Source organism: Hymenobacter ruber (genome assembly GCF_054783255.1).
Genome location: NZ_BAAGQX010000003.1, coordinates 323,522 through 341,745 on the forward strand (window position 1 = coordinate 323,522; position 18,224 = coordinate 341,745).

The window sequence follows — 18,224 nt, forward strand, 5'->3', positions numbered from 1 at the left end:
TAAAAGGCCCGCGAAATTACGCGGCGGCGAGCCTGCCCCTATCGGGTAATCGGCTTTGTGCGGACCTTTGCCCTCCCACCCGGCCGCCCGGCGGCTTATTCGCCCGCTTGCTTATGTCTGAGAAACGCTCCCCTGCTCTTGGCTTCATTTTCGTCACCATCCTGATTGATGTTATCGGGCTGGGCATCATCATTCCGGTGGTGCCCAAGCTTATTGAGCAACTCACGGGCGAGGGCCTGAGCCGGGCCGCCATCTATTCGGGCTGGCTCACGTTTGCCTACGCCAGCGCGCAGTTTTGCTTTGCGCCGGTGATGGGCGGCCTCAGCGACAAGCTGGGGCGGCGGCCGGTACTGCTCACTTCGTTGCTGGGCCTGGGGCTCGACTACGTGTTTGTAAGTTTCGCCCCCACGCTGGCTTGGCTGTTTGTGGGCCGCATAATTGCGGGGATGGCGGGCGCCAGCTTCACCACGGCCACGGCCTACATTGCCGACATCAGCACGCCCGAAAAACGGGCTCAGAACTTTGGGCTGGTGGGTGCGGCCTTTGGCATTGGCTTTATTGTGGGCCCGGCAATGGGCGGACTGCTGGCCCATTTTGGCCCTCGCGTGCCATTTATGGTGGCGGCCGGACTGAGCCTATGCAACGTGCTCTACGGCTATTTTGTGCTGCCCGAGTCGCTGGCGCCCGACAAACGCCGGCCATTTGAGTGGCGTCGGGCCAACCCCGTGGCCTCGCTGTTGCGCCTGGGCAAGTACCCGGCCGTGTCGGGGCTGGTGGCGGCGCTGGTGCTGCTGTATCTGGCAGGCTCGGCCACACAGTCGGTCTGGACTTTTTACACCATGCTCAAGTTTGGCTGGACCGAGAAATTGGTGGGCATTTCGCTGGCCGTCATTGGCTTATTCACGGGGCTGGTGCAGGGCGGACTGGTGCGGGTGGCCATTCCGAAGCTGGGCGCGGCCCGTGCCATCGTCATCGGGCTGCTGTGCTACACGGTGGGCTTCGTGCTGTTTGCCTTCGCGCCCAACGGCTGGCTGATGCTGGCCTTCCTGGCCCCCTACTGCCTGGGCGGCATCTCGGGGCCGGCGCTGCAAAGCACCATTTCGGGCCAGGTGCCGGCCACCGAGCAGGGCGAATTGCAGGGCGCACTCACCAGCCTCATCAGCGTGACGGGCGTATTGGGCCCATTGATGATGAGCTACTTGTTCGGGGAGTTCACGCACAAAGGTGCCCCGATATACTTTCCCGGCGCGCCTTTCATTCTGGGGGCGGTGTTGGCGCTGGGCAGCGTGGCGCTGGCCGTGCGCTCGCTGCGCAAGCACCCGCCCGTGGCTCTCAGCACGGCTCCGGCCGAGGCGGTGCCGGCGCACTAGCGGCGCAGCAGCCCGGCGGCAACGGCTGCCCGGCCTTTACTTTGCCGCTCAATTTCTTTGCGTATGACGTCTGAAACCCCGCAGTCTTTGCTTCAGCTAGCCCACCGGCCCGATTTGGACATCCTCATGGGCCGTTGGGCGTACCAGCCCGCGCCGCAGGAGCTCCCGGCGGTGTACCAGCACGTGGAGGCGGTGGCGTTGGAGGAAAACTGCCGGTTCTGGCTCCAGGATATTCGCCGCCGCACCCTCAACGACCCGTACACCACCCAGTGGCTGCTCAACGATTTCTTTCCGCGCATGGCCCGGCGGCTGGGCGGGCGGTTATTCATTGCCTACCTGGTAGGGCCGGCCTTGCACGAATCCATTGTGCAGCAACCCGGCTACGTTTCGGCCGAGGCGTATGACGACAAGCCCTTCGCCATCTCGTTTTTTGGCGATGAGGGCGCAGCCATCCGGTGGCTGCAAATCCAGCAAACCGACAAGGTGCACTGAGACTTGGGTGGCCGCTGCCGTTTTTTTACTTTCTTAAAAGGCTGTTTCTTCATCGGAAACGGCCTTTTTTGTTTTTGAGCAAAATTATTTCACACCAGGCGACACCATAATTACGAAACTTTCGTAGATTTACGACACAATCGTATTACTCCTTATGTCCACCTCGCTCGAACGCCTTACCCAACCCGAAGAGGACGCCCTGCGCGTACTCTGGCCGCTGCCCGCCGGCGGCTTTGTCAAGGACGTGCTCGACGGCCTGCCCGCCCCGCCGCCGCCCTACACCACGCTGGCCAGCACCCTGCGCAACCTGGAGCGCAAGGGCTACGTGCGCAGTGAAAAGCTGGGCAACTCCTACCGCTTCGTGCCGCTGGTGACGGCCGACGACTACCAGCGCCGCTCGCTGGGCACGCTGGTAAAACAGCATTTCCAGAACTCCTACAAGGACCTGGTGTCGTTTTTCGCGCAGGAAAACAAGGTAAGCGCCGCCGATTTGCAGGAGATTATCAAGCTCATCGAAAGCAAGAAGGAGGACTAGCCATGCTGCCGATTCTCCTCTATCTGCTGAAGGCTAATGTGGCGCTGCTGCTGTTTGCGGCGGCGTATTTCGGGCTGCTGCGCCGGCTCACGTTTTTCACGCTGAACCGGGCTTATCTGGTGTTTGCGCTGCTGTTTGCAGCCATCTATCCGGCTCTGCCGCTGCCGGCGCTGCTGCCGGCCGAGGCCACTCCCACCGTAGTCTTTGCGATGGTCGAAGCTACGGGGGCCACCCCTGGTACCGCCCCGGCGGTGCCCGTGGCCCCAGCGGTAGATTGGGCCGCCGTGGGAGTGGCCTTGTACGCAGCGGGCGTGGCCGCGCTGCTGGCCCGGCTGCTGGTGCAACTGCTGGCACTGGTGCGGCTGCGGCGGCGGGCGCGGCCGGCAGTAGTGCAGGGCCTGCCGGTGCGGGTTTTGGATGAGTCAATTAGCCCGTTTTCCTTCTGGCAAACCATTTACCTGAACCCGGCGCAGCACCCCGCGCCCGAACTGGCCGCCGTGCTGCGCCACGAGCAGGTGCACGTGCGCCAGTGGCACACCCTGGACGTGCTGCTGGCCCACCTGGCCCTGGCGGCAGCCTGGTGCAACCCGGCGGCGTGGCTGCTGCGCCGCGCCCTGCTCGACAACCTCGAATACCTGGCCGACGAGGCCGTGCTCGAAACCGGCCTCGTCGACCGCCGGGCCTACCAATACAGCCTGCTGCGCCTCAGCCACGCGGTGGTGGCACCTTCCCTTGTTACCTCTTTCACATTTCCAACCCTCAAAAACCGTGTTATCATGATGAACTCCCCTGCTTCTGCATTGGCCCAGACCGGGCGCTACCTGCTGGCCCTGCCACTGGCGTTGGGCCTGGCCCTGGGCGTGGGCGCGGCGCTGTCGCCCGCTGCTGCGGCGCCCTCAACCTTGGCCGCGCCCGGCCCGGCCGTGTACTACCTCGATGGCAAGCTGAGCGATAAGGCGACGGTGGATGCTCTCGACCCCAAAAGCATTGCATTCATGAACGTGTTGGATGAAAAGCAGGCCCGGCAGGTGTTTGGGACGGCTAGCGGGTCAGTGGCCATCATCGTCACTACTGCGAACCAGAACTCGGACGCGGTGCTGGCGCTGAATAAAAAAATAGATAAAGTGGCTCCGCTGGTGCCGGCCACGCCTGAGCAAAAGGCTGCCATCGCCGCCGCCCAGGAATATTTGCTCAAGACCTATCCCAATGCCAAGGTGCATTTCATTGGCCCCGGCCGCAAAACCGACCCTGCCGCGCCGCGCTACCGGGCCGAGTTTGAAGACGGCGGCCAAACCAAGCAGCAATATTTTGACGCGAAAGGTCAGCCCGTAGGGACCGCCACCACCGGCAAACCGGTAGGCGTAGTGCCTACGGCGGCCCCAGCGCAGGCGGCCCAGCCTGTCCCCTACCTGGCTGCGCCCGCGTTGGCTTACATCACCAAAAATTACCCCGATGCGCGCCTGCTGGCCATGACGGAGGTGCCGGCCGCCGCTGGTAATCCGTCGACCTACAAGGCTGAATTGGCCGTGGGCCGCCGGCCGGTGAGCCTGCTGTTTGATGAGCGGGGCGGGTTTATCTCGGAGGTTACTTCGGCGCGGTAGGGCTGATTGGCTTAATAGCACTGTATTAAACTGCATAAACAGAACGGTCATGCTTCGGCTGCGCTCAGCATGACCGTTCTGTTTTGTGGGTGAAACTCCATTTGCCCGTGCAATCATTGGGCAGCGGCCTAGGTCTTTGGCGCTACTTTGCGTTTGAAAACCTTGCTCGCCCACCCATGAAACAAAACCCTACTTATCTCGGCCTGGCCACGGCCCTGCTGGCCCTGGCCGGCTGCACCAGCACCAAGCCCGCTGCCGTGACCACGGCTCCCACTACACCGGTCGCAGCAGCAACCCCGGCCCCCAAAGGCGTGGGCCTCGACATGGCCGACATTGACCGCACCGTTGACCCCTGCGACGACTTCTTTCAGTTTTCGGGCGGCAACTGGCTGCGGAATAACCCCGTGCCGAGCTACGCCAGCAGCTGGGGCCCGCGCAACCTGCTGGGCAACCGCACCCAGGATTTGCTGCGCAAGATTCTGGAAGACGCGGCGGCCAACCGCAGCGCGGCACCGGGCTCGAACGCCCAGAAAGTGGGCGACTTCTACGCCAGCGCCATGGACACGGTGGCCATCGACCGGGCCGGCCTCGCGCCGCTGAAACCGGAACTGGACCGCGTGGCCGCCGTGCGCGACGCGGCCGGGCTGCGTGCCGAAATTGTGCGCCTGCAGGAGCTGGGGGCCGGGCCGTTTTTCCGGGCCGGGGTGGATGTGGACGAGAAGGAAACCACGAAGTACGCCGTGCAGATGAACCAGGGTGGCCTCACGCTGCCCAACCGCGACTTCTACTTCAAAACCGATGCCCGCACCGAGAAGGTGAAGGCCGCCTACCGCGCCTACATGCAGCAGGTATTTGAGCTGCTGGGCGCGGCCCCTACGGTGGCCAAGCTCGACGCGGCCATCGTGGAGCGCATCGAAACGCGCCTGGCGAAAGCCTCGCGCACGCCAGCGGAGCTGCGCGACCCACAGGCCAACTACAACAAGCTGACCGTGGCCGCCGCCCAGCAGCGCTACCCCGTGCTCGACCCCAAGGCACTGCTGGCGGGCATGCAGCTCGGCAAGGCCCAGGAAATCATCATCGGCCAGCCGGCTTTCTTTGATGAGGTGAACGCGGTGCTGAAAACCGAAAGCCTGCCCGACCTCAAAACCTACCTGCGCTGGCACCTGGTGCGCTCGGTGGCGAGTGCGCTGCCCACGCCCTATGCCGAGGCATCGTTTAAATACAGCCAAGCACTGAGTGGGGCCAAGCAGCAGGCCCCGCGCTGGAAACGCATTCAGGCCGCTACGGATGCCTACCTGGGCGAGGCCTTTGGGCAGCTGTACGTGGACCAGGCGTTCAGCCCCGAGGCCAAGGCGCGGGCCCTGGAAATGGTGGCCAACATCAAGGCCAGCATGGCCGAGCATATCAAGACCAATACCTGGATGAGCGCGCCCACCAAGACCGAAGCGCTGAAAAAGCTGAACGCGCTGCGCGTGAAAATCGGCTACCCCGACGTGTGGAAGGACTATTCGGCCCTGCCCATCTCCCGCGATTCGTACCTGAAGAACCTGCTGGCGGCCCGCCTGTGGGAGAGCCGGCGCGAGGCGGCCCACTTCGGCCAGCCCATCGACCGCAACGAGTGGGGCATGACGCCGCCCACCATCAACGCCTACTACAACCCGCCGATGAACGAAATCGTGTTTCCGGCCGGCTACCTCCAGCCCCCGTTCTTCGACCCCAAGGCCGATGACGCCATCAACTACGGGGCCATTGGCGGGGTGATGGGCCACGAAATGACCCACGGCTTCGACGACCAGGGCCGGCAGTACGACTCGGAAGGCAACCTGCGCGACTGGTGGACGCCGGCCGACGCGGCCGAGTTTACGAAGCGCGCCGCCGTGGTGGGCAAGCAGTACAGCGCCTTCTCGCCCCTGGATTCGGTGCACGTGAACGGCCAGCTCACAATGGGCGAAAACCTGGCCGATTTCGCCGGCCTCACCGTGGTGTACGGGGCCCTGGAGAAGCAATTGCAGCAGCGATACGGCAATGGCCCGCGCCCCAACTACGACGGCTTCACGCCCGAGCAGCGCTACTTCCTGAGCTGGGCCCAGCTGCGCCGCACCAACATCCGCCCCGAGGCCCTGCGCCAGCAAATTGCCACCGACCCGCACTCGCCCGGCCAGTACCGCACCATCGGGCCCATCATGAACATGCCGCAGTTTCAGCAGGCTTTCGGCTGCCCCGAGGGCAGCAAGATGACCCGTAGCTCGGCCGATAGGGCAGTGATTTGGTAGTAGCGTGGACTCTGCAAGTCCGCGCCGCCACGCCGCCTGATTATCATCTAAAAAGAAGCCCCGGTGTCGGCGCATCGGGGCTTCTTTGTGCGGCTATCTTTACCCCGGCCTTCTACCAATGGGCGGCCGTTCTTTCCTTTTCATGAAACACCTTTCCTCTTGGCTGCGCGGCCTTCCGGCGGCACTCTTGATACTCCTGTGGCTGGCCGGGCCGGCGGCGCGGGCCCAGGCCCCGGCGTGGCAGGCGGCCATGGCCGTCAATCAGACATTCAATACCGGTTCCAAGACCCAGGCCATGGCGACGGATGCCAGCGGCAATGTCTTCATAACCGGTAGCTTTTCGGGCACGACCAGCTTTGGCAGCATTGATTTGATGAGCACCGGGGGCACGGATATTTTTGTCGCCAAATGGAGCCCCATCACCCATGACTTTGTGTGGGCCCAACGGGCGGGCGGGGCCGGCGATGATTACCCCCAGGCCCTGGCCCTGAGCGGAACCAGCCTGTACCTCACGGGCCAGTTCCGGAGCACCACTGCGGGCTTTGGAAGCATCAGCCTGCAAAACGCCGGCCTAGCCAACACCGACGACCTGTTTGTGACCAAGCTCACCGATGCCGGGGCTTTTGTGTGGGCTCAGCGGGCGGGCGGGGTGAGCAGCGACGCCGTGGTGGCTTTGAGCGTGGCGCCGCCCAACGTGTACATCACCGGTGGCTTTGCTAGCCCGGCGGCCGGGTTTGGAGGGATTACGCTGCTCAATATGGGCGCATCGGGGACTTATGATGCCTTCGTGGCCAAGCTCGTGGATAGAGGAAACAGCTCGGACTTCGAATGGGCCCAGCGGGCCGGTGGGGCGGATACCGATGTGGCCACGGCCGTGGCCATGGTGGGCACCAGCCTGTACGTAGCGGGCGAGTTTCGCAGCCCCACGGCCAGCTTCGGGGCCATTACCTTAACCAATGCCAACGCATCGCAACCATTCAGCGACGATGTGTTCGTGACCAGGCTGACGGACGGCGGCTCAGGCAGCCATTTCGACTGGGCCCAACGGGCGGGGGGCATTGGCTACGACGACGCGTATGCGCTGACGGCGGTGGGCCCGGCCCTCTACCTGACCGGCAACTTTGGCTATTCGGCTACGGCCAGCGCAACGCCCACGGCCACTTTTGGCACCACCAGCCTCACCTCGGCCGGGCTTTCCGATGTGTTCGTAACCAAGCTCACCGATACCGGCAGTAGCGGCCTGTTCAACTGGGCCCAACGGGCGGGCAGCACGCTGGCCGATACGCCGAAGGGGATTGTGGCCGCCGGCACCAGCCTGTACGTGGTGGGCAGCTTTGGCGGGCCAACCGCCGATTTTGGCAGCACCCTCCTCACCAATGCCAACCCGACGGGCTCCAATGACGTGTTTGTAACCAAGCTGACCGATGCGGGCACCAGCGCCCCTTTTGCCTGGGCCACCCTGGCTGGCGGTGAATACACTGACGATGGCAACGCCATTGCCCTGGCCGGCAACCGGCTCTACGTGGCCGGCAACCTCGCCTCCCCGGCCACGTTCGGCAACATCCTTATCAATGGTCCGGCCAATTTGCCGCGCGCCTTCCTCGCCTCCCTCACCGACCCCACCCTCACGGCCACCACGGCTCCTCAAAGCCCCTTAAGCTTCACCCTGGCCCCTAACCCCGCCCGCACCGCCGCCGCCCTCACCCTGCCCGCCCTGCCCGGCACCGCCACGGCCACCGTAGTGCTGCGCGATGCCCTGGGCCGTACCCTACGCACCCAAACCCTGCCCCTGCCCGCCGCCGGCCTGCGCCACCCGCTCGACCTGACCGGCCTGGCCCCCGGCCTCTATGCCGTGCAGGTGCTGGCCGGCAGCACCGCCGGCACCCAGCGCCTAGTGGTGGAATAAACCGGGCATTTGCTGCGCATCGGGCTTGAATCTCACTTAAATCGTCGGAACTTTGCTTCCTGATTTGGCAGCTATTAGCCTTATTACAGCTCTTGTTATTGAAAAGCCCCGGTGCCTGGCATTGGGGCTTTTTTGCGGCCCAACTTTACCCGATGTGCTACGTATTGTCGTGCATATCTCTTATTAAAATGAAATACGTTATCAATTTTTTATTAGGCAGCCGGTTGGCGGGCGTACTGCTGCTGGCCGGGTTGCTGGCCGGTCCCACGGCTCAGGCCCAAACCCCTGCCCCCCTCTGGCAGTCGGCCCTGGTAGTGGGCGGCGGCAGCTCCAACCTATCCATTAAAAGCACGACTTCCAACCTCAGCGGCGACCTGTACGTGGCGGGGTCTTTCTCCGGCATTGTCACCATTGGCAGTACCACGCTCATCAGCACCGGCGGCACCGATGGCTTCGTGGCCAAGTGGAGCCCGGCCACCAGCGCCTTTGTGTGGGCTTACCGCTTCGGCGGCTCCGACCTCGACCAGGTAACGGCCGTGGCCCTGAGCGGCACCCGCGTGTACGTGGCCGGCACCTTCATCAGCCCCACCGCCGCCTTCGGCAATACCAACCTGACCAACTACGGCAGCGCCAGCTCCATCACCACCGATGCCTTCGTAGCGCGCCTCACCGATACCGGCTCCTCGGCTACTGTCGACTGGGCGCAGCAGTTCGGCGGCACCAGTCAGGACGCGGCCAACGCCCTGGCCGTGGCCGGCACCAGCGTATTCGTGGGCGGGCAGTTTGCCAGCGCCACCGCGCAGTTTGGCAGCACCACGCTCTCCAGCTCTAATGCCGGCGTGGGCTACGACGGTTTTGTGGCAAAGCTGACCGATGGCCCCACCAGCGCCAGCGTGACCTGGGTGCAGGCCATCACGGGCTCCGGCAGCAAGTATGTTAATGCCCTTGCCCTGAACGGAGCCAGCTTGTACGCCACCGGCTCCATCGGGGGCCAGAACGCCACTTTCGGCACCACCACCGTCCCCAACGGCGGGGCCTCCAATGCCTTTTTGGCCAAGCTCAATGATGCCGGCAGCAGCAGCACCTGGCAGTGGGCCCTGCGGGCCAACGGCTCGGGCAGCGACCAAAGCAATGCCCTGGTCGTGAACGGCCCCGTCATCTACATCGCCGGCACCCTGTCGAGCACGGCCCTGGTGATGGGCAGCCACACCATCACCAACGCCGGCCCCAACGGCACCACCGATGCCTTCGTGGCCGCCGTGCAGGACGCCGGCAGCACCGCCGTCTGGAGCTGGGCCCGACAAGCCGGTGGCACCGACGATGACAAAGGCACCGGCCTGGCCCTCTACGGCACCAGCGGCGTGTATCTGGCGGGCAGCTTTGCCAGCAGCACGGTCACCATCGGTGGCACCACGCTGGCCGCCGGCAGCGGCGGCGCGCTGGTGGCCCGCCTCAGCGATGACGGCCCTTCCGCTACGGTAGACTGGTCGCAGCGCGGCGGCAGCCCCACCAACACCACCGCCTCGTGCATCACCATGAGCGGCACGCGCATGTACCTGACCGGCAATTTCCAGAACACGGCCACCTTCGGCAGCCAGACGCTCAGCAGCTCCTCGGCCGGCCAGTCCACTAACTTCCTGGCCCACCTCGTCGACCCTGCTGCCCTCACCACTACGGCCACCACTTCGGCCCTGAGCAGTTCGGATTTCGCGCTCTACCCCAATCCCGCCCACGGCACTTCCACGCTTACGTTGCCCGCCCTGCCCGGCACCACCACGGCTACCCTCACCCTGCGCGATGCAATGGGCCGGGCCCTCCGCACCTTTACCGTGACCCTGCCCACCGCCGGCCTGCGCCAGGAAATGAGCCTTGCCGGACTACCCGCCGGCATCTACGCCGTGCAGGTACAAGCTGGCCGGAACACGGCCGCCCGCCGGCTGGTAGTGGAGTAAGCAACGCAATGTCGTTGCGAGGAGGCACGACATTTCGCGAGTCAAGCGGCGGCAATCCATCCTATCGAAACCAAACCTTTCCTTTTACCAGAAAGCCCCGGCACTGCATAGTACCGGGGCTTCTCACATTGTACAGGACGGATTGCTTCGGCTTCGCCTCGCAATGACAAATTCCTACCCTTCCATCACCTTGTTCTGGCGATTAATAGACTCCAGGTGCACGGCGGCCAGGTATTGCTCCACAAACTCGCTGGTGAGGCCCACCGATGCACCCTGGCGCTGAGCGCGTTCCAGCACCTCATTCCAACGGCTGGTCTGGAGGATGGTGATGTCGTTTTCCTTCTTGTAGAGGCCGATTTTCTCGGCCACGGCCATGCGGCGGCCCAGCAGCTGCATAATCTCGGCATCGAGCTGGTTGATTTGCTCGCGCAGGCCCGCGAGAGCGGTGAGGAACTCGCGCTGGTCGGTGGTTTCGTGCCGCCACACCAGGTCCTGAATCAGGTCCCGCAGCACTTCCGGCGTGATTTGCTGCTTGGCGTCGCTCCAGGCGTGGTCGGGGTCGATGTGGCTTTCCAGCATGTTGCCGTCGAAGCCCAGGTTGAGGGCCTGCTGGGCCACGGCAAACAGCGTGTCGCGCCGGCCGCAGATGTGGCTGGGGTCGCAGAGCAAGGGCATCTCGGGCATCCGGCGCTTCATTTCGATGGGCAGGTGCCACATCGGCGCATTGCGAAAATCGGTGTTGCCGTAGCTCGAAAAGCCCCGGTGAATGAGGCCCACGTGCGCGAGGCCGGCCTTTTGCAGGCGCTCCACGGCCCCCACCCACAGCTCCAGCTCGGGGTGAATGGGGTTTTTCACCAGCACCGGCACGTCCACGCCGCGCAGCACATTGGCAATTTCCTGCACCGAAAACGGGTTGCCCGTAGTGCGCGCCCCCACCCACAGAATGTCCACGCCGAAGGCCAGGCAGTCTTCCACGTGCTTGGCCGTGGCCACTTCCACGGCAACGGGCAGGCCGGTCAGCTCGCTGGCTTTCTTGAGCCAGGGCAGCCCTTTGGTGCCGATGCCCTCGAAGCCGCCGGGCTTGGTTCGGGGCTTCCAGATGCCGGCACGCAGGGCCTGCACCTTGCCGGTGGCAGCCAGTCGCTGGCAGGTTTCGAGTACCTGCTCCTCCGTCTCGGCCGAGCACGGCCCGGCGATGAGGTAGGGCTTGTCGTCGGGCTGGCGATTGAATAAGGCGGATTTCATGGTTGGATTCATGGGTATTTAATTTTTGGGTTATGGAAAAACTCCCCTCCTCAGATGAGGAGGGGACGCGGCCGCGAAGCGGACGCTGGGGTGGTTGAACCCGTTGAACGACTTGCGCAAGAGCGGGTCTACGGGTATCGTTCAACGCCACAACCACCCCCGTCCGAGCCTTCGGCTCGAACATCCCCTCCTTGGCAAGGAGGGGAGTTACCCTCACGGCAGAATCTTCCGGATGTGGTTGGCCTGCCGAATCTGCTCGGCCAGCCCGTCGTAGTCCTCGCGGGCCAGCAGCTCGCGCAGGTGTTGTAATTGGTGCAAATGCTCATCGAGCACATCGAGCACGTTGAGCCGGTTTTGTCGAAAAATGGGCACCCACGTAGCCGGCGCACTCTTGGCCAGCCGCACCGTCGACTCAAACCCGCCGCTGGCCAAATCGAAGATGCGCTGCTCCTCCTTCTCCTTTTCCAGCACCGTGAGCGCCAGCGCAAAGGAGGTAATGTGCGAGATGTGCGACACGTAAGCCGTGTGCACGTCGTGGTCGGCCCCATCCAGGTATAGCAGCCGCATGGGCAGCGCCTGAAACAGCTTCTCGACCAGTTGCACAGCATCGGCATCGCTGTGTTCCACGTCGCAAAGCACTACCGTTTTCCCCTCAAACAAGCCCGAAACCGCCGCCTCCGGTCCCGAATGCTCGGTGCCGGCCATGGGGTGCGCGGCCACGAAACGGCCCCGGCGCGGGTGTCCGGCCACCGCCGCCAGCAACCCCTGCTTGGTTGAGCCCACGTCGATAACCACCTGCTGCGGCGTGAGGATATCCAGCACCGGCGGCAGCACGGCCACCATGGCATCCACGGGCACGGCTACCACCACGAGGTCGGCGCGGCGCACGGCGGCCGTCAGGTCAGTTTCGATTTCATCGACCAGGCCCAACTCCAAAGCGCGGCGGGCGTGGGCCGCGTTATTCTCGACGCCGATGAGGTGCTGCGCCAGGCCGTGCTGCCGCAGGCTAAGCGCCAGTGAGCCGCCGATGAGGCCCAGACCGATTACAGTAACATTCATGATTTGACAAATTGAAAAGCAACCTGAATGCGCTCTAATGCCTCGCGCAGCAGCGCTTCCGGCTGGCACAGGCTGGCCCGGATGTAGCCGTTGCCGTTGCTCCCGAAAATGCCGCCCGGCGTGAGGAACACCCGCGCCTCGGCCAGCACGGCATCGCTCAGGGCGTAGCCATCGGCGAAACCGGCCGGCACCGCCGCCCAGATGAACAGACCTGTCTGACCCGGCGCGGGCGCGCAACCCAACGCGTGCAGCAGCTCGACCACCAGCTCGCGGCGGGCGCGGTAGGTGGCATTTAGCTCCTGAAACCAGTCATCGCCCAGCGCCAGGGCGGCCACTGCCGCCTGCTGCACCGGCAGAAACATCCCCGAATCCACGTTGCTCTTGAAGCGGAGGACATCGGCAATGACATCGGCGCGGCCGGCCAGCAGGCCCACGCGCCAGCCCGCCATGTTGTGGCTCTTGCTGAGCGAGTTCAGCTCGATGGCCACTTCGCGGGCCCCGGGCACGGCCAGCAGGCTCACAGGTGGCGTTTCGTTGAGGATGAAGCCGTAGGGATTATCGTGCACCAGCAGAATGTCGTGGGCTTTGGCAAAAGCCACGAGGCGCGTTAGAAACGGCAAATCGACGGCCGTGCCGGTGGGCATGTGCGGGTAATTCACCAGCATGAGCTTCACGCGGGAGAGGTCGGATTGGGCCAGCGCATCAAGGTCGGGTAGCCAGCCGGCGGCTTCGGTCAGGTCGTACTCGCGCACATCGGCCCCGCAGATTTCGGCCACGGCGCGGTACGTTGGGTAGCCGGGATTGGGGATGAGCACGGCGTCGCCGGCTTCCAGAAAGGTCATCCCAATGTGCATCAAACCCTCTTTTGAGCCCAGTAGCGGCAGGATTTCCGTGGCCGGGTCCAGCGCCACGCCGTAGTGGCGCTGGTAGAAACCGGCCATCGCGCCGCGCAGGGCCGGCGTGCCTTGGTAGCTCTGGTAGCCGTGCGCGCCGGGCTGGGCCGCCGAAGCGGCCAGCGCCGCAATCACGCTGGGGTGCGGCGGTAAATCGGGACTACCAATGCCCAGGCTGATAATATTGGCCCCGGCCGCATTGAGCGCAGCCAACTCACGCAGCTTGCGCGAGAAGTAGTATTCGCCGGTATGGGCCAGGCGGCTGGCAATGGATACGTTCATGGTTACTTGTTGAAACGAGGTGGGGCAACATCCCCTCCTTACCAAGGAGGGGATGTTTTCGCGCCAGCGAAAACGGGGGTGGTTGTAGGCATTGGGCAATAGCGCTGAATTCGTGCGGGCCCCGTTCAACGCCCTAACCACCCCAGCCAACGCTTCGCGTTGGCGTCCCCTCCTTGGTAAGGAGGGGAGTTTGTTCGCCCATCGCCTCGGCCATGCTGCCGCGCCGGTAGGCTCCCAGCACCCGCAGCTCTTCTGTCACAGGCTCCAAATCCTGCAGCAGCGCTTCCAGCTGGCGCATTTCGTCAAACTCCACATCGGCATGGAAGCCGTAATGCCAGGGTTGCCCAGGCCGGGGACACGATTGCAGCTTGCTTAGATTCAGCCCGTGCGCGGCCACGCGGGTGAGCACGGCGGCGAGGCTGCCCGGCGCGTGCGGCGCACAGAAATAAAGTGAGGCCTTATCGGCTTGCGGGTTAGTGGCGGCCGTTTCGGCACGCTCCAACACCAGGAAGCGGGTGTAGTTGTGCGGGTCGTCGTGGATGGCGGGAGCCAGGATTTGCAGGCCGAACTGCCCGGCGGCCTGGGCGCCGGCCACCACGGCCACGCCGGGGGTGCGCTGCTCAGCCAGGAGTTGGGCGCTGTGGCCGGTGTCGTCGGTTTCCACCAGCTTCCAGTGCGGGTGGCGGTCGAGGAACTCGCCGCACTGGCGCAGGGCCATGGGATGCGAGTGCACGGCCTGCACCTGGGCCAGCGTGGTGCCGGGCAGCGCCAGCAGGTGCTGATGAATGGGCAGGTACACCTCGCCGGTCACGCGCACGGCGTGGCGCTCCAGCAGCAGGTAGTTGGGCAGGATGCTGCCGGCCAGCGAGTTTTCCATAGCCATCAGGCCGGCTTCGGCGGTGCCATTCACCACTTGCGCCACCACCGCACCGAAAGTGGCGCAGGGCAGCAACGCCGGCTGCGCCCCGAAATACCGGCGGGCCGCAACTTCGTGGAAACTTCCCTGGAAACCCTGAATGGAAACGTGTTTTGGTGCTTGGTGCATGGTAATTAGTGCCTGACTGACTTCTGTATTTGTTGCGTTTTTATTCCTCCTTTTTCCCCGAGTAGGCAATAAAAAAGGGCCTCGCTTGTGCGATGGCCCTGGGTTGTTGCGTGTCGTGTGGTGGTTAACACGGGCAACAGCGGGCCGTCTTCTTCGAATAGAAGAAGTAGCTGGCGTAATAAAAAAAGACGTTGTGCAGGGTGGTCATTGAAAAACCGGACATTAAAAAAGCGCCTCCCGAAGAACGAGCGGCGCTGGAGAAGTTTGCGGGAGTTAGCTACAAACGGCGGCTCGTTCTACGCGGTGGCGTAGAAGGTATAATAGCCGAAAAAGTAGCTCGTCTGGAACATGGTTAAGTGCGTTTGCAGCTGCAAGGTAGGAATGGATTGGGGAAAAGCAAATTTCAAGTACCTGTCATCCTGAGCGCAGCGAAGGACCTTATCACGTTTAATTGCTCGTTCAGCGGCGATAAGTTCCTTCGCTGCGCTCAGGATGACAGATAACTTTCATCATAACCCAAACGCCCCAAAATGGGTTTATCCTGCTTCGCATATTCCTCAGCATCCTGTTTATGATTAAGCTTTTTGAACCCCTCGCCCTGCGCAGCGTCATCCTCAAAAACCGCATCGTGGTATCGCCCATGTGCCAGTACAGCGCCGAAGACGGCTTTGCCAATGACTGGCACCTCGTGCACCTGGGCAGCCGGGCCGTGGGCGGGGCCAGCCTCATTATTCAGGAAGCCACGGCCGTGTCGCCCGAGGGCCGCATCAGCCCCGAAGACCTCGGCATCTGGAAGGATGAGCACGTGCCCATGCTTCGGCGCATCAACGATTTCATCACGGCCCAGGGCAGCGCCCCCGGCGTGCAGCTGGCCCACGCCGGCCGCAAAGCCAGCACCTTCCGGCCGTGGTCGGGTGAGGGCGTGGTGGCGGAGAATGAAGGTGGCTGGCCGGTGGTTGGCCCCACTGATGTGCCATTCAACGACAACTACCCGGTGCCAGTGGCCCTCGATGCGGCCGGCATTCAGAAAGTAGTGGCCGATTTCCGGGCCGCCGCTCAGCGGGCGCTGGCGGCGGGATTCAGGGTGATTGAGCTGCACGCGGCGCACGGCTATTTGCTGCACGAGTTTCTGTCGCCGCTGAGCAACCAGCGCACCGACGAATACGGCGGCACCTTCGAAAACCGCATCCGGCTGCTGCTGGAAGTAGTGGCCGCCACCCGCGAGGTGTGGCCCGAAAACCTGCCCCTCATCGTGCGCCTTTCCGTGACGGACTGGACCGAAGGCGGCTGGAACGCCGACGAATCGACGCAGCTGGCGGCCATGCTCAAGGTGCGCGGCGTGGACCTGATTGACTGCTCCACGGGCGGCAACGTGCCCAAAGCGCCCATCCCCGTGGGCCCCGGCTATCAGGTGCAGTTTGCCGAGCGCATCAAGGAAGAAACCGGGATTCTGACCGGCGCGGTGGGCCTCATCACCACCCCGGCCGAGGCCGAAGCCATCGTAGCCAGTGGTCAGGCCGACATCGTGCTGCTGGCGCGGGAGTTTCTGCGCGAGCCGTATTTCCCGCTCTTCGCGGCCCAGGATTTGGGCGTGGAGGTGCCGTGGCCGGCGCAGTACGAGCGCGCCAAGCCGCGGGTGGCTTCGGCGGCTGGCCCACGATAATGTAGCGCGGACTTTGCAGTCCGCGTCCTCACGCCGTTTGGGTTTGCGCTGGGGGCGCGGACTACAAAGTCCGCGCTACAACCCATTTTGCCGTCACCAGCAGCTGGCCCAGGTGGCGCGTGGTGTGCTCAGCAGCATGCACCAGCAAACCGATGACCGTGGACGGCAACTGCGCCCGGCCCACGCCGCGCACTTCTGGCAGCGTGGAGTCGTCGGTGGCCCGAAGCTGCTTCAATGCCCTATCAACTTGGTCATCGAAGCGCTGTACCAGCTTCTGCAAAGTATCTACCTCAATTGTCAGCGGTGGATTCTCAGCGGCCAGAGCCGCCAACTGGCTTTCCGTAAGTGCCTCGGCGCGGGCGTAGGTGAAAATGCGGTCGAGCACGCCGGCGAGATGCTGGAGGTGGAAGCCCACCGAAGCCACGCCGCCGGGCCGCTCGTTGAGCAGCGCGGGCGGGAAATTCTGCATCGCGGCATTCAGTTCTTCCCGGGCTTGTAGCAGGGCGTGCGCGATGGGCTGAAGCAGCGGCGGCACGTCGGGCAGCGGGCCGCGCAGCCAGACTTCGCGGGTTTCGGGCGGTGAGGAGGCGGGGAACGTTGAGCTACTCATTGGTTGTACGTTATTCGGAGCGGCTGCTTAAGCCGTACTTTTGTGATTATGTCAGGAATTAACGATGCGCTGCGCGCTGCGGCCGACCAGTTCGGCACCCCTCTTTACGTGTACAATGCGGCCACCATCACGGGGCAGTATAAGAAACTGGTGAAAGCCTTCGCAGGCCACAAAACCCGGTTTTTCTACGCTTGTAAAGCGCTGAGCAACGTAACCATTCTGCGACATATCCACAGCCTGGGCTCGGGCCTTGACTGCGTGAGCATCAACGAAGTACGCCTGGGGCTGCACGTGGGCTTCGCGCCGGACGACATTCTGTTCACGCCCAACAGCGTAACGTTTGAGGAATTGGTGGAAGCCAAGGAGCTGGGCGTAAATCTGAACATCGACAACATCTCGCTGCTGGAGCGGTTCGGGGCCACGTTCGGCGGCTCGTACCCGGTGTGCGTGCGCCTGAACCCGCACATTGAGGCGGGCGGCAACTACAAAATTCAAACCGGCCACATCGACTCCAAGTTTGGCATCAGCATCCACCAGATGCGCCACCTAGAGCGCGTGGTGAAGGGCACCGGCCTGCACGTGCGCGGCCTGCACATGCACACGGGCTCCGAAATCAAGGACGTGGGCGTGTTCCTGCGCTCGCTCGAAATCCTGTTCAACGCCGCCGGCCGTTTCCCCGACCTCGACTTTCTCGACCTCGGCTCGGGCTTTAAAGTGCCCTACAAGCCCGGCGACCCCGAAACCGACGTAGCCACCCTGGGCAAGCAGGTGGCCGAAGCCTTCAAAACCTTCGAGCAGGAATACGGCCGCCCGCTGGAATGCTGGTTTGAGCCCGGCAAATACCTGGTGAGCGAATCCGGCTACCTGCTGGTGAACGTGGCCGTGGTGAAGCAAACCACCGCCACGGTGTTTGCGGGCGTGAATTCGGGCTTCAACCACCTCATCCGGCCCATGTTCTACGACAGCTACCACCACATCAGCAACCTGACCAATCCCAAGGGTTCGGAGCGCCTGTACACCGTGGTGGGCAACATCTGTGAGACGGATACCTTCGCCTGGGACCGGCTGCTGCCCGAAATCCACGAAAACGACCTGCTGGCCTTCCACAACGCCGGGGCCTACGGTTTCGAGATGAGCAGCAGCTTCAACTCGCGTACCCGCCCTGCCGAAGTATTGCTGACCGAGGCCGGCGAGCTGCGCCTCATCCGCAAGCGCCAGACGTTTGAGGACCTGCTGGCCGGGCAGATTGACGTGGCGGCCGAAACGCCGGCCCAGCCGGTGCCCGCCGCCTAACCCGG

At 63.7% G+C, this 18,224-nt stretch carries 14 protein-coding genes; 9 read left to right on the forward strand and 5 right to left on the reverse strand.

All coding sequences use genetic code 11. The features are described from left to right. Nucleotides 1-113: 113 nt before the first annotated feature. The 7 genes from ACYVM5_RS08380 to ACYVM5_RS08410 all read left to right on the forward strand — a co-directional run bounded on the left by ACYVM5_RS08380 (nt 114) and on the right by ACYVM5_RS08410 (nt 10,129). Nucleotides 114-1,370: a TCR/Tet family MFS transporter gene (locus ACYVM5_RS08380; RefSeq protein ID WP_460617677.1), complete on the forward strand. Its 1,257-nt coding sequence runs from the start codon at nt 114-116 to the stop codon at nt 1,368-1,370. Between the two features lie 63 nt (nt 1,371-1,433). Continuing rightward, nucleotides 1,434-1,862, forward strand: a complete 429-nt coding sequence (locus ACYVM5_RS08385; RefSeq protein ID WP_460617678.1) for a hypothetical protein — start codon at nt 1,434-1,436, stop codon at nt 1,860-1,862. Between the two features lie 154 nt (nt 1,863-2,016). Next, entirely contained in the window at nt 2,017-2,397 is a 381-nt protein-coding gene (locus tag ACYVM5_RS08390; RefSeq protein WP_460617679.1) for a BlaI/MecI/CopY family transcriptional regulator, read from the forward strand. A 2-nt stretch (nt 2,398-2,399) separates the two neighbouring features. Beyond that, nucleotides 2,400-3,998, forward strand: coding sequence for a M56 family metallopeptidase (locus ACYVM5_RS08395; RefSeq protein WP_460617680.1), 1,599 nt, complete (start codon nt 2,400-2,402; stop codon nt 3,996-3,998). Between the two features lie 176 nt (nt 3,999-4,174). Further along, nucleotides 4,175-6,271: a M13 family metallopeptidase gene (locus ACYVM5_RS08400; RefSeq protein ID WP_460617681.1), complete on the forward strand. Its 2,097-nt coding sequence runs from the start codon at nt 4,175-4,177 to the stop codon at nt 6,269-6,271. A gap of 142 nt (nt 6,272-6,413) precedes the next feature. Beyond that, on the forward strand, nt 6,414-8,177 hold the full coding sequence (locus ACYVM5_RS08405) for a T9SS type A sorting domain-containing protein (protein ID WP_460617682.1): 1,764 nt from the start codon (nt 6,414-6,416) through the stop codon (nt 8,175-8,177). Between the two features lie 188 nt (nt 8,178-8,365). Then, nucleotides 8,366-10,129, forward strand: coding sequence for a T9SS type A sorting domain-containing protein (locus ACYVM5_RS08410; RefSeq protein ID WP_460617683.1), 1,764 nt, complete (start codon nt 8,366-8,368; stop codon nt 10,127-10,129). 174 nt (nt 10,130-10,303) lie between these two features. Here the strand turns inward: ACYVM5_RS08410 and ACYVM5_RS08415 are convergent, their stop codons facing one another. From ACYVM5_RS08415 to ACYVM5_RS08430, 4 genes are all read right to left on the reverse strand, one after another. After that, nucleotides 10,304-11,374, reverse strand: coding sequence for a chorismate mutase (locus ACYVM5_RS08415; protein ID WP_460617684.1), 1,071 nt, complete (start codon nt 11,372-11,374; stop codon nt 10,304-10,306). Nucleotides 11,375-11,587: 213 nt separating this feature from the next. Further along, entirely contained in the window at nt 11,588-12,433 is an 846-nt protein-coding gene (locus ACYVM5_RS08420; RefSeq protein WP_460617685.1) for a prephenate dehydrogenase, read from the reverse strand. Then, nucleotides 12,430-13,608: a pyridoxal phosphate-dependent aminotransferase gene (locus tag ACYVM5_RS08425; RefSeq protein ID WP_460617686.1), complete on the reverse strand. Its 1,179-nt coding sequence runs from the start codon at nt 13,606-13,608 to the stop codon at nt 12,430-12,432. Before ACYVM5_RS08425 ends, ACYVM5_RS08420 begins: the two co-directional genes overlap by 4 nt. A gap of 133 nt (nt 13,609-13,741) precedes the next feature. After that, the gene (locus ACYVM5_RS08430; RefSeq protein ID WP_460617687.1) at nt 13,742-14,653 is read right to left on the reverse strand and encodes a prephenate dehydratase; all 912 of its coding nucleotides are present in this window, start codon (nt 14,651-14,653) and stop codon (nt 13,742-13,744) included. Between the two features lie 571 nt (nt 14,654-15,224). On the opposite strand from ACYVM5_RS08430, the gene ACYVM5_RS08435 reads away from it, so the two are divergent. After that, nucleotides 15,225-16,316 (forward strand): NADH:flavin oxidoreductase/NADH oxidase, encoded by a 1,092-nt coding sequence (locus tag ACYVM5_RS08435; RefSeq protein WP_460617688.1) that lies wholly within the window; start codon nt 15,225-15,227, stop codon nt 16,314-16,316. A 61-nt stretch (nt 16,317-16,377) separates the two neighbouring features. Here the strand turns inward: ACYVM5_RS08435 and ACYVM5_RS08440 are convergent, their stop codons facing one another. After that, entirely contained in the window at nt 16,378-16,926 is a 549-nt protein-coding gene (locus tag ACYVM5_RS08440; RefSeq protein WP_460617689.1) for a DinB family protein, read from the reverse strand. 48 nt (nt 16,927-16,974) lie between these two features. On the opposite strand from ACYVM5_RS08440, the gene lysA reads away from it, so the two are divergent. Beyond that, nucleotides 16,975-18,219 (forward strand): diaminopimelate decarboxylase family protein, encoded by a 1,245-nt coding sequence (lysA, locus tag ACYVM5_RS08445; protein WP_460617690.1) that lies wholly within the window; start codon nt 16,975-16,977, stop codon nt 18,217-18,219. Nucleotides 18,220-18,224 lie beyond the last annotated feature (5 nt).